This is a genomic window from Intrasporangium calvum (genome assembly GCF_028446585.1).
Lineage (GTDB): Bacteria > Actinomycetota > Actinomycetes > Actinomycetales > Dermatophilaceae > Intrasporangium > Intrasporangium calvum_A.
On sequence record NZ_JAPFQL010000010.1, the window covers coordinates 13,838 to 28,938 of the forward strand.

A 15,101-nucleotide genomic window follows, 5' to 3' on the forward strand; every position below is an offset into this window, starting at 1 on the left:
TCACGGCCCCAGGTGCCACCAGGCGACGACAACCGCTGCGGCAGCCAGCCCGAGGCCAGGCACTCCCAGCCACCGGCGGCCCCGACTGATCAGCAGGACCAGGGTGGCGATGAAGGAGAGGGCCACGAGGGCGATGAGCTCGCTGGGGGCGCGGTCGGTGGCGTCGCGCGCCGCATCGGTGAGGGTCGCGGTCGGGACCTGGCGCCACACGCCGTCGACATTGCTGGCCCGGGCCACCTCGGTCCCCCACCGCACCACGGCGAACAGCCACCACCCAGCGGCCATCCAGAAGAGGGCGGCGCCGAAGCGGGCGGTCCGTGAGGTGCGGCTCGGAGGTGGGGCGACCGGTGCTGCCGCGTCGTCGCCCGGCATGGGGGTGATGGGACGGGGCTCTTCGTCCAGCAACGGGATTCGTCGCGTGTGGTCAGGAGCGGAGGCCGGCATGACCTCGGTCTCTCCGGTCGGCGAGGCCGGGACAGCCACCTCGAACTCGTCGTCGTCGCGCTGCGCCACCTCGGATGCGCCTCCGCCCACGTTGGTCATGCGCACAAGGTACTCGGCCCGGGTGCGGGCGGCGGTGATCCGGCGCTCAGTCCTGGGAGGCGGCTCGCTGGTCGTCGTCGAAGGCGATCAGCTTGGCTGCCTCCGCTGCGGTCGCGCCCGACGCCATCGCTGCGCGGGTCCGGCCGATGTTGCGCGACGTGGCCGACATCATCGCGTGGACCCGGCCACGGCTGTAGGTCATCGCGTTGGCTGCCGCGACGCCGATGCTGGCCCCCACCTCGATCGCGTCCTGGTCCGCCCCCATGTAGAGGAACTGCCAGCCGTAGGCCTTCGTCTGCTGCTCGATGAGGGCCTTGACGGCCGGATGGGTCCACTCCCGCGAGGCGTTCTCGTGGCCGTCGGTCATGATGCCGATGATCACCATGCCCGGCCGCTCATCCTCCGTGAGGGCGGCAAGACGCTCGCCCGTCGACGTCACGAGGCGGCCGATGGAGTCGAGCAGGGCCGTCGATCCCCGCGGCACGAGGTGCAGTGGCGGGACGTCGGCGAGGGGCAGGTCGCGGTAGACCTCCTCGTACTCGTTGTCGAACTGAGCGAGTGTGACGCGGCAGTCGCCGCCCTGCCGGCGCTGCTCCTCGACGAAGGCGTTGAAGCCCCCCTCGGTGTCGTCCTTGATCGACTGCATCGACCCGCTGCGGTCGAGCAGGAACGCGATGTGGGTGAGGTGCGGGTTGGTCATGGTCTCCCTCCTCGGGGCCTGGGTCAGGTGGTGCGTCGTGCGCGGAAGCGCATGGGCCGGGGCGTGCTCGTGTCGGGGTCGGTGCGCCGGTGCCGACCCTCCTCGAGGTCGTAGCGCGCTCGCTCGACGCCCGAGGCCGTGACCCTGTCGGCGTCCGGGGCCGCGTAGGCGGACAGGAGCGAGGTCCTGGCCAGTCGTGGGCCCACGGCGTTCTCGGACAGTCCGGCCAGCGACCCCGCGGTCCGGATCGAGCTGCCCTCGGCGAGCACGGCGGCCGCCATGGCCTCGTCGATGGCGCGGGTGAGGTGGTCCTGGGCGGCGCGCAGGTGTGGCAGGGCGGCGCCGGCCTGGTCCGGGTCGACGTGGCGCAGGGCCTCCTCGGCCGCGGCGACGGCGAGGGCGATCGGGCTCGGAGACTTCGGTGCCATGGTTTCAGCGTACCCGCACTAACTGCGGCCCCGCAACAACGAACTGCCAGCAACACGCCCGGCGCCTCGGAACTCACCGCGTTGCAGCAGGGGTGGGTTGCCAGGCGCCGGGCGTGTTGCGTCAGGTGAAGGAGAAGAGGGCGATCGGCTCGGTGGTCGGCTGCGTGGACCCGCCGGCCGGCTCGATCGAGATCCCGGCCGCAGTGGCGGTCCGGGCATCGCCCTCGAGCACGACGACCTGGTCCGCTCCGGCCGGCAAGATGCCCGCAGACGCCATCCGCCCGTCCGCGGTCTGGAGCCACAGCTGGTAGACCTTCCCCTCCGGCGCGGCGGGCATCCCGGTGGTCACGAGGACGGCCCTTCCCAGGGACGGCGACCGGACGACCGCGGCCGTCGCACCGCCCTGGAGGGTCTGGCTCGCGCGCGAGGCGTCCGAGGCGTCAAGCACCTGCTGGGCCAGGGTCGGTGCCGGCCCGTCATCCCGGGCCTGCCAGATGCCGACGCCCGCGACACTGAAGACCCCTGCCGCCGCGGCGGCGACCAGGACGCGCCGCCACCGGGTCGGACCTGTGGATCCCGGGGCCACTCGAGGTGAGGGGAGCCGGGTGTCTCCGGGTCCGGTGGCGTCCCCGTCTCCTGTGGACACCGGGGCCACTGGAGTGGGCGGCAGGGGGCGGACCGCCCCGATGGCGTCCATCACGCTGCCCCGCAGCGCGGGGGGCGGTGGCAGCTCGACCCCGGCAGCGAGCTCCGCGGCGGCTTCACGAAGGCTCGCGACCTCCGCCCGGCAGGCCGCGCAGCCAGCCAGATGGCGCTCGAACTGCCCTCGCTCGAGGTCGTCGAGCGCATCGACGGCGTAGGCGCCCGACAGCGCGTGGATGTCGTCGGTCATGAGGTCACCCCCAACGTGTCTCGGAGTCTGATCAGGCCGTCCCGGATCCTCGTCTTCGCCGTGCCCAGGGGCAGGGAGAGCAGGGAGGCGACCTCGGTGTGCGTGTAGCCGGAGAAGTACGCCAGCTCGATGGCCCGGCGCTGGGCGTCGGTCAACGTGTCCAGCGCCCGTCGCACACGCTCGGCCTCGAGCCGGCCGACGGCGGCCTCGGACGTGTGGTCATGGGCGACGTCCACCGCCGCGGCACCGTAGGACGCGTCGCGTCCGCGCGACGCCTCGGACGACCGGACCCGGTCGACGGCCTTGCGGTGCGCGATGGTCAGGGCCCACGCGAGCACGCTGCCCCGGCTCGGGTCGAAGCGAGAGCTCTGCCGCCACAGCTCGAGGAACACCTCCTGGGTGACCTCCTCGGACTGGGCGGGGTCGCGGACCACCCGCCGGACCAGGCCGTGGACCCGGGCCGAGGTGCGGTCGTAGAACACTCCGAACGCGCCCTCGTCCCCCCTCGCGGCCTGCGCCAGCAGATCGGCCAGCGTCTCCCCGGCGTCCGGCGTGACCGGGCCGGCGCCCCCCTCCGGCGACGAACCGTCGCCCGAGGGGACCACCGAGAACCGAGCCATGGGTGCCATTCTCCTCACCCGGGCCCGAGCCGAGCCGACGAGGTCGATCCGCCGCTCATGGCATGAGCACCGTGTCGATGATGTAGACCGTCGCGTTGGCGGTCGGCACGTTGCCGCACAGCACGGTCGCCTTCTCCTTGCCGACCGTGAACGAGTCACCGGCCGGCGCCACCGTGAGCTTCGTCCCGGCCAGGGTCTCGTGCGTGCCGGCGACCTCGTCGGGCGAGAGCGACCCGGCGACGACGTGGTTCGTGAGGATCTTCGTCAGGGTCGGCTTGTCGGCGAGGACCGCCTTGAGGTCGGCCTCCGGGATCTTCGCGAACGCGTCGTCGACCGGTGCGAAGACCGTGACGTCCGGGGCGGAGTTGAGCGTGTCGACGAGGCCGGCCTCCTGCACGGCCGCGACGAGCGTGGTCAGCAGCGGGTTGTTGCTCGCCGCCGTGGCCACCGGATCGGTCGCCATCCCGCTGAACGAGCCCTTGCCGTCGTTCGGCACCGCGGAGCAGGCAGCGCCGAACACCTGGGCGGCCGGGTCGCGCATTGAGTCCCCCGACGGCTCGCTCGAGGACGGGGCAGCCGACGGCGCCGGCGAGCTCGCGGCGGGCGCCGCGGTCGACCCGACCTCGTCGCTGCCGCAGGCAGCGAGGCCGAGGGGAAGGACGAGGGCCAGCGCGAGTGCAGTGCTGCGTGTCTTCATGAGGTGAACTCCTTGAGTCGAGAGGTGCAGGTCGTGAGCGGTTCGGAGCCCAGCGGCATACGGATTGGGTTGACCTCGAGATCAGGTCACCGTCACGACGACTTCCTGGATGCCGCTCGAGCCGTCGGGGAAGGGGGTCGCGCGTTCGGCCGTCTGGACATCACCGTCGCGGTCGGTCGCCCGGACCGCGAGGCGGTGCAGGCCCGGCGTCGCGTCCCAGGGCAGGTACCACTGGCGCCAGCAGTCGTCGCCGATGTCAGGCCCCAGCTGCGCCGTTCGCCACGGCCCGTCATCGACACGCACCTCCACCCGGGCGATGCCCCGGTGCTGCGCCCAGGCGACGCCGCCGACGGCGACGCGTCCACCGGCGACGGTGGTGAGCGGCGTGGGCGTGTCGATCCGCGCGCTCGTCTTGACCGGCGCGTCCGTGGCCCATTGTCGCTGGGTCCAGTACGCCTGCTCGGCGGCGTAGGTCGTCACGGTGAGGCGGCGCAGCCACTTGGTCGCCCCGACGAAGCCGTAGAGCCCCGGAGTCACGAGCCGCGCGGGGAAACCGTGCTCGTCGGGCAGCGGGGAGCCGTTGAGTCCGATGGCCACGAGCGCGTCACGCCCGTCCGTGAGCGCGGCCAGCGGGGTGCTGATGGTGAAGCCGTCGACCGCGGTGCTGAGCACCTGGTCCGGCGCGTCCTCGAGTCCGGCCGCCTCGAGCAGGTCGGACACGCGCACCCCGAGCCACCGGCCCGACGACACATAGCTGCCACCGACCTCGTTGGAGACACAGGTCAGGGTGATGTCCCGCTCGACGAGAGGCAGGCGCACGAGGTCCTCGAACGTCAGCCGCAGCGGTCGCGCCACCATGCCGTCGACGTCGAGCGCCCACGCGTCGAGCTGCACGCGGGGCACGGCCAGGTTGACGTCGACGCGATAGAACCGGTCCGTCGGGGTCTGCAGGGGCGAGATGCCGGGGACCGACGCCTCGAGCCCGGCCGGCAGCGGCGGCGCCGGCTCCGTGGGCCGCGGGAGGACGCGGTCGCGCACCGCCCGTGTGGTCGCCCGGACCTGCCCGGCGACCCCGGCCAGGACCGCGGCGACAGCCACACCGAGCGACGCCCCGACCATCGTCCGGCGTGACACCCCGCCAGCCGACGTGCCCTCAGCAGACGTCCTCCCGGACGCAGCCACCTCCCGGGTCAGGCGGCTGAGGCCGACGAGCACCCCCGCCCCGACCACGAGAGCCGCCACGGCAGGCACGGCATCACCCGGCGACGCCACGGGTCGGCCCAGCGCAGCGATCCCCGCGACGAGCCCGAGGCCGGTGAGCAGTGCCGTGGCGAGCGCGAGCCGGCGACGCGCCAAGAGGCCGATGAGGGCCGCCGCGGCCAGCGTCGCCCCCAGCACCGACCCGAGGAGGATCGGCTTGTCGGCCGTGCCGAAGGTGGCGACGGCCCACTCCTTGACCGGCGTGGGTGCGAGGTCGATGGCGGCGGCGCCGACCGCGACGACGGGTGACGACGCGGGGTCGACGAGGGAGGCGGCGAGGTGGCCGGCAGCGAGCCCGGCGGAGGCGGCCAGGATGCCGAGGCAGGCGTCGTGAGTTCGTCCCATGCAGGACGGTTCGGAGCCGACCTGGGCCGTGGATGGTCGGCCCCGTGCCCCGACGAGGTCAGCTGGCGCTGAGCAGCCGCCGCAGGGCCCAGCCGTATGCCGCTCGGCTCGCTCCCGCGGTCAGCCGCCCGAGCGCGCGGGGAACGCCCCGGACGTGGATGTCCTGGGTCCAGGACACCTGCGAGCCCGCCCCGTCCGGCGCCACCCACAGCTCGATGGAGCCGCGGATCATGGTGCCCTCCTTGTGGATCCGCGCACGGCCCGGCTCGCCAGCACGCGGCGGGGTGACGGTGTCGACCACCATGACGTCGTCGAAGGCCAGCGGGCCCGCCCCGGTCCGCGCGACGAAGCGCGAACCGGGACGCAGTTCCGCAGCCGGCACCATGCCCTCAGTGATGCGCGTGAGCGGGATGACCCGGTCATGGGCCCGCAGGTCGAGGATGCGGTTCCAGGACTCGCTCGCGGGCAGGGGGGAGGACAGCTCGACTCGGAACCTCGCCATGCACGGACCCTACGTCGCGCGGGGGCATGACGGATGTCATGGGGAGGTCGTGATGATTGCCCGGGGTGGACGCCGTCGGGGTCGGACACCATGACTCCGTGCCATTGGGGTGGCCCCACAGGGGGATGTGACGTGCCACAGATGGTTGAGGGGGCCCGGGGCCGGGCGACAGAGGGGATCGCCCGGCCGCGCCGGGAGCCGACATTCGACGAGTCGCTGTCCGGAGGTCGGCGACTTTGGGATGCTGCCCTCATGGCCGACGACGCTGCCGTGCAGGTGCACTCCCCCTGGGAGCGCTACGGCTGGATCGTCCAGTCGGTCTGGCTCGTCTTCCTCTTCTTCCCGATCTCCGCCTTCCTCGGCTCGGACCAGCACCCCATCTCGGCCCGCGTCCTGGGCATCGGCATGGTCGTCGTCTTCGCCGTCGTCTACACCATGGGGATCCGCAGACTGCAGCGCTACTCCTCGCTCGACCCCGGTGCGGCCCTGACGGGGCCCATCCACCTGGTCGGGCTCACCCTGATCGCCCTCGGCACGGCACCCATCATCGGCTCGGAGGTCCTCACCTTCCTGCCCTTCATCGTCGCCTTCGGCATGTTCGCCCTGCCGCTCTTCTGGGGAGTCGTCACGGCCGCCGTGGCGGTGGTCGGCAGTGGCATCTGGGCGTTCCTCATCGCGGAGGGCACCGGCCTCTGGGTCATCGCCTTCATCACCCTCGCGGTCGCCGTGATGACTGCCGGCTCCAGGTTTCTCGGCGAGCAGGGGGCGCACCACGACGCGATGTCGCGCGACCTGGCCGTCGTCGAAGAGCGCGAGCGCGTCGCCCGGGACGTCCACGACGTGCTCGGCCACTCCCTCACCGTCGTCACGGTCAAGGCGGAGCTCGCCGAGCGGCTGCTCGCGATCGACCCCGAGCGGGCGCGGGCCGAGCTCGCCGACATCCAGATCCTGAGTCGCCAGGCGCTCGCCGAGGTCCGGGCCACCGTGGGGGGGCTGCGGGTCGCGAATCTCAGCGAGGAACTCGCCGCGGCGCGTGGCGCGCTCGCCGGTGCCGGGATCGACCCGGATGTCCCGACCGACTCCGCCGTCGTCGACCCGCGCCACCGGACCGTCCTCGCCTGGGTGCTCCGGGAGGCGGTCACCAACGTGGTCCGGCACAGCGACGCGGACGCCTGCACCGTGACGCTGGGGCCGAGCCGGCTCACCGTCGCCGACGACGGCCGGGGCATGGAGGCGCGGCCGGAGGGCAACGGCCTGCGCGGCCTGCGCGAACGCGTCACCGCGGCAGGCGGCACGCTCACGATCCGGACGCCCGAGGCGGGCTACGGCACGGTCCTGGAGGTGCGGTTGTGACGATCCGGCTGCTCCTCGCCGACGACCAGGCCCTGGTCCGGGGCGCGCTCGCCGCGCTGCTCGACCTGGAGCCCGACCTCGAGGTCGTCGCAGAGGTGGAGCGCGGGGACGAGGTGCTCGACGCGGCCCGCGCCTCCGGGGCTGACGTCTGCCTCCTCGACATCGAGATGCCAGGCGCCGACGGGATCACCGCGGCCGCGCAGCTCCACGCGGCCCTGCCCGAGGTGCACAGCCTCATCGTCACGACCTTCGGTCGGCCGGGCTATCTCCGGCGCGCACTCGAGGCGGGCGCGTCGGGCTTCGTCGTCAAGGACACCCCGGCCCGAGCCCTCGCGGAGGCGGTGCGCCGGGTCCACGCCGGCCTGCGGGTCGTCGACCCGTCGCTCGCCACGGAGTCACTCGTCTCCGGCGCGAGCCCGCTGACCGAGCGGGAGCGCGACGTGCTGGCCGTCGCGCTGGCCGGTGGCACCGTGGCGGCCATCGCGGGACAGCTCAACCTCTCGCCCGGCACGGTGCGCAACCACCTCAGCGCCGCGATCGGCAAGACCAACACCTCGACCCGCGCCGAGGCGGCCCGCGTCGCCCAGGAGCGTGGCTGGCTCTGAGGCCCCGTCCCGCGAGTGGCCCGGTGGGCCCGGGGACCGAGCTCAGCGGCATACGACCGCGGTTTGTCCACAGCGTGTCGAACCCGCGTGCGCCACTCGAAGGGGAGGCGAGCTGCTCGACGCCCATAGGGTTTGACGACGCGCGCACCCCGTGACGTCCACCCCGCTGGCGCCTAGGGTCGGTGGGGTGAACATCATCTTCGTCGAGCCGGCCTTCCCCGCGAACCAGCGCCGATTCGTGCACGCCCTCGCGTCGGTGGGCGCGAACGTCTACGGCATCGGCGAGTCCGACGAGGCCCACCTCGGGGCCGACCTGCACGATGCCCTGCGCGGCTACTACCGCGTTGGTTCGGTGACGAACGTCCAGCAGCTCATCGACGCGGTCCGCCACTTCCAGGGACAGGTCTGGGTGGACGCGCTCGAGGCCACCGTCGAGGCGCACATGATGCCCGCCGCGCAGGCCCGCGAGGCGACCAACATCCCCGGCACGAGCGTCCGCACGACGTGGCTCTGCCGCGACAAGCCGTCGATGAAGGAGGCGCTCCGGGCCGCCGGCGTGCCCACGGCGGCGTCCGCCGCGATCGACTCGTCCGCGGAGGCGAAGGAGTTCGCGGACCGGGTCGGCTACCCCCTCATCGTCAAGCCCCGCAGCGGCGCCGGTGCCCAGGGGACCGCTCGTGTGGACAGTGACGACGAGCTGGCCCGCGTCCTGCACGAGTTCGGGGACGCGGGCGCGACCTCCCTCGCAATCGAGGAGTTCGTCGAGGGGCACGAGGGGTTCTACGACACCGTCACCCTCGACGGGCGGGTCACCCACGACTGGGTGACGCACTACTACCCCAACGTCCTCGAGGCGATGCGGCACCGGTGGATCTCCCCGCAGTTCGTCACCACCAACCGCGTCGACGGCAACGAGTTCTATGCCGAGGTCCGCGATCTCGGCCGCCGCGTCATCGAGGCCCTCGGCATCGAGACGTCCGCGACGCACATGGAGTGGTTCTACGGCCCCAAGGGCCTGCGCTTCTCCGAGATCGGCTGTCGCCCGCCGGGTGTCGGCGCCTGGGACCTCTACTCCGCCGCCAACGACGTCGACGTCTACCGCGAGTGGGCGCACATCATCGTCCACCGCCGGCCCGAGCACCAGCTCAAGCGGTCGTATGCCGCTGGGCTCGTCGCGCTCCGACCCGACCGCGACGGGGTGGTGACCGGCTACGACGGCATCGACGAGATCGAGGCGCGCTACGGCGACTGGGTCATCGACGCGCACTTCCCGCCGGCCGGGCAGCCCACCCAGCCGGTCGAGGCGGGGTTCATGGCCAACGCGTGGGTCCGGCTGCGCCATCCCGACTACGACACGCTGCGGTCCATGCTCGACGACGTCGGCCGCGCCGTCTCGGTCCACGCCGGCTGAGTCGCGAGCCCCCCGGTGACGACCATCCTCCTCGGGCCGCAACGGTTCACGACGACGGCGCAGGCGGTGCTGCGCTCGCTGTCCGTGGACGGGCCGGTGGCGATGGTCAACGCGGGCTGGGAGGAGCGCGAGGTCGACGACGCCGAGCTCGACGGTGTGCTCGACCACCGCGGCTTCAATCTCCGCCTCTACCAGCGGGCCGTGGAGGTGCTGGCGGCCGACCGCGCGTTGCGCAGGGCCGTGCTCGAGCACCGCGCCTGCCACGCGGAGCTGCGCGCCTTCTACGGCCTGCGGCTCCAGGCGGCGTGGGACACCGTCCTCGCGGTGCGACGCCGGCCGTCGCGGCTCGCCACCGACGACGTGCGGGATGGGGCGGTGCGCTCTGCGATGCAGGCCCTGCGCGACGTCGACGACTGGTACGCCTACGAGGTGGCCCGGATCGTCGAAGGGACCGCGACGTCCGACGTCGTCCGGTCGAGCGAGGCGCTGGCCCGGCACCGCGAGGAGGTCGCGGAGGCGATCGCGGCGGCCAGTGTCGTCGTCCTGGCCGGCGGGCACGTGGGGATCCTCATGGAGACGCTGCGGCTCCTGGACGTGTCCGTCCCCGCCGAGAAGCCCGTCATCGCGTGGTCGGCTGGCGCGATGGCCCTGTGCGACCCCGTGGTCCTCTTCCACGACTTCGCGCCCCAAGGGGTGACCGCGCCGGAGGTGCACGACCGCGGCCTGGGCCGGCTCCGGGGCATCGTGCCGCTGCCGCACGCCCGTCGCAGGCTGGCGCTGGATGACCGCGAGCGCATGACCGTCTTCGCCGAGCGGTTCCCGGCACACCACCTGCTCCCGCTCGACGACGGGACGGTGCTGCGCTTCGAGGCGACGCCGGACCGCCCCGATGCCAGGGTCGAGCCGCCAGAAGGGGCCCGGTTCATCGGCCGGGACGGGACCGTCGAGACGTGGGGTGCGCGGTGAGTGCCCGCCTGGCGATCAACCGGCTCCGCGACCGGGTCCCTCTCGACGGGGCGGCGGTCGACCGCTTCGTGGCCCGTTACGGTTCGCCGATCGTCGAGGGTGAGCGGGCGACGTTCCTCTGGCGCGGCGAGGCCGACGAGGTGCGCGTGCGGCACCGCGTCGTGGGGCTGCCCGACCCGTTGCCGCTGTCGCCGGTCCAGGGGACCGACCTGTGGGCCGTGACGACGGTGCTCCCCGAGGGGTCCCGGGTCGAGTACCAGGTCGAGATCCGGCGCGGCGAGGCCTACGAGCAGTTCAACGACCCGCTCAACCCGCGACTGGCCCACAGCCCGCTCGGTTCGTCATCGGTGTGCGCGAGCCGGGGCTATCAGGTCCCCGACTGGGTGGCCTTCGACCCGGAGGCCCGTCCCGGATCCGTCATCGAGGACAGCATCCGGAGCAAGGCCCTGCGACGCGAGCAGCCGATCCACGTCTACCTCCCGGCTCGGTTCAACCGCGCGCTGCGCTACCCGCTGCTCGTCGTGCACGACGGCACCGACTACCTCGGCTTCGCCGCGATGAAGACCGTCCTCGACAACCTCATCCACCGGCTCGACGTCGACCCGCTCGTGGCGGTCTTCGTGCCACCCGGCGACCGGCTGCGCGAATACGCCAACCACGCGCCGCACGCCCGCTTCATCGCCCGCGAGCTCGTGCCGCTGCTCACCGAGCGGCTGCCCCTGCTCGACGCACCCGAGGCCCGCTGCCTGATGGGGTCGAGCTTCGGCGGCATTGCCTCCCTCTCGACGGCGGTGCGCTATCCCGGCTACTTCGGCTCGCTGCTCCTGCAGTCCGCCTCACTCGTGTTCACGGACATCGGCTTCGACCACGGCGGCGGGCCGGCGTTCGACCCGGTCGTCGCCTTCGTCAACCGCTACCGGGCCCGGCCGACGGCCGTCGTCGAGCGGATCTACCAGTCGTGCGGCGTCTATGAGCCGCTCATCACGCCGAACCGGTCGATGGTGGGCGTCTTCCGGCAGGCCGGCATGCAGGTCCGCTACGCCGAGGCTCGTGACGGACACAACTGGGAGAACTGGCGCGACCGCCTCGGTGACGGGCTGTCATGGCTCTTCCCGGGCCCGCAGAAGTTCCTCTACGAATAGGGATCGGCCAGGTGAAAGGGAACGCGATGAAGACGACCGACCGGTGGTTCTCCGACCGGCTCAACACCGACATCACGCTGGCCCGGTGGGGCACCTACGGTGTCCCCGTCCTGCTCTTCCCGACTGCCGGCGGTGACGCCGAGGAGGTCGAGCGGCACAAGATGGTGCAGCACCTGGCGCCGCTCATCGAGGACGGGCGCGTCAAGGTCTATTCATGTGACAGCGTGGCCGGCAAGGCGATGGCGGAGCGGATCGGCACGCCCGACCAGCGGCTCGCCCTCTTCAACGCCTTCCATCAGGCCGTGGCGGAGGAGGTCGTCCCTGCCATCCACGGCGACTGCGGCGGGCCGCTGCGGGTCGTCGTCGCAGGCGCGTCGATCGGGGCGTTCAACTCGCTCGCGATGATCTGTCGCTACCCGCACCTCGTCGACTCCGCCGTCTGCATGAGCGGGACGTACGCCATCGAGAAGTTCATCGGCGGCCGCTTCACCGACGACCTCTACTTCAGCTCACCGCTCCACTTCCTGCCCGGTCTCGAGGGGTCGGCCCTCGACACGCTCCGCCGACGGATGGTCATCCTTGCGTCGGGCAGCGGCGAGTGGGAGGACGTGGGCGAGTCCTGGACCGCTGCCCACGTCCTCGGCTCCAAGGGGATCCCCAACCGCGTGGATGACTGGGGACCGGCCTACAAGCACGACTGGCCGACCTGGTGGGAGATGCTGCCGATGTATCTCGACGACGTGGTCCCCTGAGCAGTCGTTGCCGCGGCACGGCGCGCGGCTCCAGAAACGGGCGCCAGCCGACGGCGAGGAGCACACTGGAGGTGGCTCCTTCGCCGAGGCGCGGACGTCGCACGACACCCCAGTGGCCACGTCCGCACCCTCGACGCACCAGATCCGGCCACGCGCTCGGGCTCAGCCGGTCGGCGGCAGCGAGCCCAGCGGCATACGGCGGGAGTGGGTATGGGATGGCCGGACACCCCTCGAAACCCCCGCGGCTAAACTGTGTCTTCGGACGGGGGCCGAGTCGCTGCCTGCTCCGTCGCCACTCGTGCCCCGGCCCCGGCCGTGGCGCCGCAACCGAAGAGGACCAGTGCAATGCGCCGACCCATCGCCCCGAAGCCGGGCGTCGTCGGCACCCTCCTCGGCCTGGTGCTCCTCGGCGCGTGCACGACGCCGGTGCAGACGGCCGGTCCCGCGACCCCCTCGGCGACGACAGCCACCGCGACCGGCACCGGCACCCCATCGCCCACGACTTCCCCGGTCGAGCGAGCGCCCCTCGTCGTCGAGGCGGCCTTCGACTTCACCTCGCTCGACCCGCGAGAGCTGGTGGAGCGCAGTGGCCTCCTCGTCGCCGATGCGACCTACGAGACCCTGACGACGCTCGACCCCGAGGACCCGACCAACGTCCTGCCGGGGCTCGCCGAGTGGACGATGTCGCCCGAGCGCAACTGGCTGACCCTGCGCCTCCGCCCCGACGCCACCTTCTCCGACGGGAGCCGGGTGACCTCCGATGACGTCATCTTCACCCTCGCGCGGGCCCGAGCCCTCGGCGGGACGGCCGCCAAGCTGCTCGGCCCGGTCGGCTTCACCAAGGTCGACGACCGCACGCTGACCGTGACGGTCCCCGGCCCCGACTTCGCGCTGCCCGCCCTCCTCGCCAACCCGGCGTTCGGCATCCTCAACTCCGACGTCGTCACGGAGCACGGGGGCGCGACGGGCCCGGGTGACACGGCGGGCAGCTGGCTCAGCTGGAACTCCGCCGGCTCCGGTCCCTACGTCGTCGCGGAGGTGGACCGCGGCCGGACGATCCGCCTGGAGCCGAACCCGCACTGGGACGGTCCCGCCCCGACCTTCCCCGCTGTCATCGTCCGCAACGCCACGCCGGCGCAGCAGGTCCGGGACATCGAGTCCGGAGCGGCCGACGTCGTGCTCGACCTCCCGCCGGACCATGCCGACGCGATGAAGCTGCGGCCCAAGGTGTCGAGCGTCGCGATCACCTCCCAGACGTCGGCAGCCCTGACCTTCCTGCTGCTCAACGACGACGCGGGCGTCAGCGAGTGGACTGGCAACCCGGACTTCGCGAGGGCGGTCCGTCTGGGCCTCGACGTCGACGCGCTGGCACGCCTGGCCGGACCTGGTGCCGTCCCTGCCCTCGGGCTGGTGCCGCGCGGCCTCCCCGGGGCCTTCGAGCCGCCCGCCCCTCAGCCGAGTGCAGAGCCGACCGACGTGCCGACCGCGACCGGCGGTCCGACCGCGACGAGCTCGACCAGCCCGGCGACCCCGACAGCCCCGGCAACGAGCACCCCTTCGCCGACGGCGACCCCCGAGCCCGGCCCCGCCACGACGCCCACCGCGCCACCGGCCCGCGACCTCCCTGCGGCCAAGGCGGCGCTGAAGCGCTCCGGCTACCGCGGACAGCCGATCCGGCTCAGCTGGGCCGATGACCGCCCCGTCAACGGCATCGATCTCGCCAGCGTCGCCAGGGCCGTGCGCGCCCAGCTCAAGCGTGTCGGGATCCGCGTCGTGCTCGCACCCGCGCCGATCCAGAAGGCATGGGCCGACTACGAGAAGGGCTCCACCGCAATGGGTCTCTGGGCGTGGTCGCCCGAGTACGCCGAGCCGGAGGCCGCGCTCGCCTTCGCCCCTGGCGGCCACGTCGGCCACCGGGCGCGCTCCGTCCGCGGCGTCAGCTCCGTCCTCGACACGCTGACCGAGCAGGCCCGCACCTCCTACGGGGACGACCGCCCGCAGGCGTTCGCCCGGTGGCAGCTCGAGATGGCGCGGACCGGGTCGTTCGTGCCGCTCTTCCAACCGGCCGCTCACACGGCTCACGGCGAACGGGTGACGGCCGTGCCGCGCACGCCGATCGGCTCCGTCGACCTCGCCGGGATCCGCTGACCACGATCCGGCCGCTGCCGCAACAATGGCCGTATGCCGCTGAGCCCCCTCCCGCACGTCCGTGGACTCGTGCTCGCGGCGGGGTCCGGCAGCCGGATGGGCCGGCCCAAGGCCCTGCTCCGACCGGTCGGGGGTGGACCGAGCCTCGTCGAGCGGGCCGTCGACGTTCTCCTGCGCGGGGGGTGCGACGGGGTGACCGTGGTGCTCGGTGCCGCGGCGGACGAGGTGTCGGCGGCCCTGCACGACTCGTTCCAGGAATCCGGTCCGGTCGAGGGCGTGAGGTGTCCGGACTGGGCCGAGGGGATGGGCGCCTCTTTGCGGGCGGGCCTCTTGGCGTTGACGCCCCGCTCGGACGTCGAGGCGGTGCTCATCTCCCTCGTCGACCTGCCGGACGTGGGACCGGACGTCGTGCACCGGGTGGGCTCCGGGGGTCCGCAGGTGAGGCGGCCCCATGGCGGGCCGGGCCCGAGTGCGGCACTGAGTGCGGCACTGAGCCGAGCGGCATACCGCGGGTTTCCGGGCCACCCGACGCTCATCGGGCGGGACCACTGGGCGGGTGTGATCGCCGTGGCTCGCGGGGACCGGGGTGCGCGCGACTACTTCGAGACGCACGAGCCGGCCCTCGTCGAGTGCGGTGACCTGGCCACCGGCCGGGACGTCGACTCCCCCGACAGTGCGCGCCGCCTCGGCCTCGATGCGTCGGGTTGAGGGGACGCACCCAGGCCTCCGCGACGCAT

At 72.9% G+C, this 15,101-nt stretch carries 16 protein-coding genes; 8 read left to right on the forward strand and 8 right to left on the reverse strand.

The genetic code is table 11. From position 1 onward, the window contains the following. The 8 genes from OO014_RS03660 to OO014_RS03695 form a co-directional block, all read right to left on the reverse strand. A complete protein-coding gene (locus tag OO014_RS03660) occupies positions 1–543 on the reverse strand; it encodes a hypothetical protein (RefSeq protein WP_272460915.1) in 543 nt (180 codons plus the stop codon). 46 nt (positions 544–589) lie between these two features. Further along, positions 590–1,243, reverse strand: coding sequence for a vWA domain-containing protein (locus OO014_RS03665; RefSeq protein ID WP_272460916.1), 654 nt, complete (start codon positions 1,241–1,243; stop codon positions 590–592). 23 nt (positions 1,244–1,266) lie between these two features. Then, on the reverse strand, positions 1,267–1,671 hold the full coding sequence (locus OO014_RS03670) for a hypothetical protein (protein ID WP_272460917.1): 405 nt from the start codon (positions 1,669–1,671) through the stop codon (positions 1,267–1,269). A 121-nt stretch (positions 1,672–1,792) separates the two neighbouring features. After that, positions 1,793–2,563 carry an anti-sigma factor gene (locus OO014_RS03675; RefSeq protein WP_272460918.1) on the reverse strand — a complete coding sequence of 257 codons (771 nt, stop codon included), beginning with the start codon at positions 2,561–2,563 and terminating at the stop codon, positions 1,793–1,795. Beyond that, a complete protein-coding gene (gene sigK / locus OO014_RS03680) occupies positions 2,560–3,183 on the reverse strand; it encodes an ECF RNA polymerase sigma factor SigK (protein WP_272460919.1) in 624 nt (207 codons plus the stop codon). The genes OO014_RS03675 and sigK overlap by 4 nt, the downstream gene beginning before the upstream one ends. Before the next feature lie 55 nt (positions 3,184–3,238). Beyond that, a complete protein-coding gene (locus OO014_RS03685; RefSeq protein WP_272460920.1) occupies positions 3,239–3,880 on the reverse strand; it encodes a fasciclin domain-containing protein in 642 nt (213 codons plus the stop codon). Between the two features lie 81 nt (positions 3,881–3,961). Then, positions 3,962–5,485, reverse strand: coding sequence for a molybdopterin-dependent oxidoreductase (locus OO014_RS03690; protein ID WP_272460921.1), 1,524 nt, complete (start codon positions 5,483–5,485; stop codon positions 3,962–3,964). Positions 5,486–5,543: 58 nt separating this feature from the next. Then, positions 5,544–5,987, reverse strand: coding sequence for a hypothetical protein (locus OO014_RS03695; RefSeq protein WP_272460922.1), 444 nt, complete (start codon positions 5,985–5,987; stop codon positions 5,544–5,546). Positions 5,988–6,239: 252 nt separating this feature from the next. On the opposite strand from OO014_RS03695, the gene OO014_RS03700 reads away from it, so the two are divergent. From OO014_RS03700 to OO014_RS03735, 8 genes are all read left to right on the forward strand, one after another. After that, complete coding sequence (locus OO014_RS03700) at positions 6,240–7,340, forward strand: sensor histidine kinase (RefSeq protein WP_272460923.1); 1,101 nt, start codon at positions 6,240–6,242, stop codon at positions 7,338–7,340. Next, positions 7,337–7,945, forward strand: coding sequence for a response regulator transcription factor (locus tag OO014_RS03705; RefSeq protein ID WP_272460924.1), 609 nt, complete (start codon positions 7,337–7,339; stop codon positions 7,943–7,945). The genes OO014_RS03700 and OO014_RS03705 overlap by 4 nt, the downstream gene beginning before the upstream one ends. A 187-nt stretch (positions 7,946–8,132) precedes the next feature. After that, entirely contained in the window at positions 8,133–9,356 is a 1,224-nt protein-coding gene (locus OO014_RS03710; RefSeq protein ID WP_272460925.1) for an ATP-grasp domain-containing protein, read from the forward strand. Positions 9,357–9,371: 15 nt separating this feature from the next. Then, entirely contained in the window at positions 9,372–10,322 is a 951-nt protein-coding gene (locus OO014_RS03715) for a Type 1 glutamine amidotransferase-like domain-containing protein (protein ID WP_272460926.1), read from the forward strand. Next, positions 10,319–11,464, forward strand: coding sequence for an alpha/beta hydrolase-fold protein (locus OO014_RS03720; RefSeq protein WP_272460927.1), 1,146 nt, complete (start codon positions 10,319–10,321; stop codon positions 11,462–11,464). Before OO014_RS03715 ends, OO014_RS03720 begins: the two co-directional genes overlap by 4 nt. Before the next feature lie 26 nt (positions 11,465–11,490). Next, on the forward strand, positions 11,491–12,216 hold the full coding sequence (locus tag OO014_RS03725; protein WP_272460928.1) for an esterase family protein: 726 nt from the start codon (positions 11,491–11,493) through the stop codon (positions 12,214–12,216). A 345-nt stretch (positions 12,217–12,561) separates the two neighbouring features. After that, complete coding sequence (locus OO014_RS03730; protein ID WP_272460929.1) at positions 12,562–14,364, forward strand: ABC transporter substrate-binding protein; 1,803 nt, start codon at positions 12,562–12,564, stop codon at positions 14,362–14,364. 33 nt (positions 14,365–14,397) lie between these two features. Next, on the forward strand, positions 14,398–15,072 hold the full coding sequence (locus OO014_RS03735) for a nucleotidyltransferase family protein (RefSeq protein ID WP_272460930.1): 675 nt from the start codon (positions 14,398–14,400) through the stop codon (positions 15,070–15,072). Positions 15,073–15,101 lie beyond the last annotated feature (29 nt).

Coding starts and splice junctions, on each gene's coding strand:
- OO014_RS03660 (WP_272460915.1), bottom strand. CDS start 543: ATGACCAACGTGGGCGGAGGCGCATCCGAGGTGGCGCAGCGCGACGAC.
- OO014_RS03665 (WP_272460916.1), bottom strand. CDS start 1,243: ATGACCAACCCGCACCTCACCCACATCGCGTTCCTGCTCGACCGCAGC.
- OO014_RS03670 (WP_272460917.1), bottom strand. CDS start 1,671: ATGGCACCGAAGTCTCCGAGCCCGATCGCCCTCGCCGTCGCCGCGGCC.
- OO014_RS03675 (WP_272460918.1), bottom strand. CDS start 2,563: ATGACCGACGACATCCACGCGCTGTCGGGCGCCTACGCCGTCGATGCG.
- sigK (WP_272460919.1), bottom strand. CDS start 3,183: ATGGCTCGGTTCTCGGTGGTCCCCTCGGGCGACGGTTCGTCGCCGGAG.
- OO014_RS03685 (WP_272460920.1), bottom strand. CDS start 3,880: ATGAAGACACGCAGCACTGCACTCGCGCTGGCCCTCGTCCTTCCCCTC.
- OO014_RS03690 (WP_272460921.1), bottom strand. CDS start 5,485: ATGGGACGAACTCACGACGCCTGCCTCGGCATCCTGGCCGCCTCCGCC.
- OO014_RS03695 (WP_272460922.1), bottom strand. CDS start 5,987: ATGGCGAGGTTCCGAGTCGAGCTGTCCTCCCCCCTGCCCGCGAGCGAG.
- OO014_RS03700 (WP_272460923.1), top strand. CDS start 6,240: ATGGCCGACGACGCTGCCGTGCAGGTGCACTCCCCCTGGGAGCGCTAC.
- OO014_RS03725 (WP_272460928.1), top strand. CDS start 11,491: ATGAAGACGACCGACCGGTGGTTCTCCGACCGGCTCAACACCGACATC.
- OO014_RS03730 (WP_272460929.1), top strand. CDS start 12,562: ATGCGCCGACCCATCGCCCCGAAGCCGGGCGTCGTCGGCACCCTCCTC.
- OO014_RS03735 (WP_272460930.1), top strand. CDS start 14,398: ATGCCGCTGAGCCCCCTCCCGCACGTCCGTGGACTCGTGCTCGCGGCG.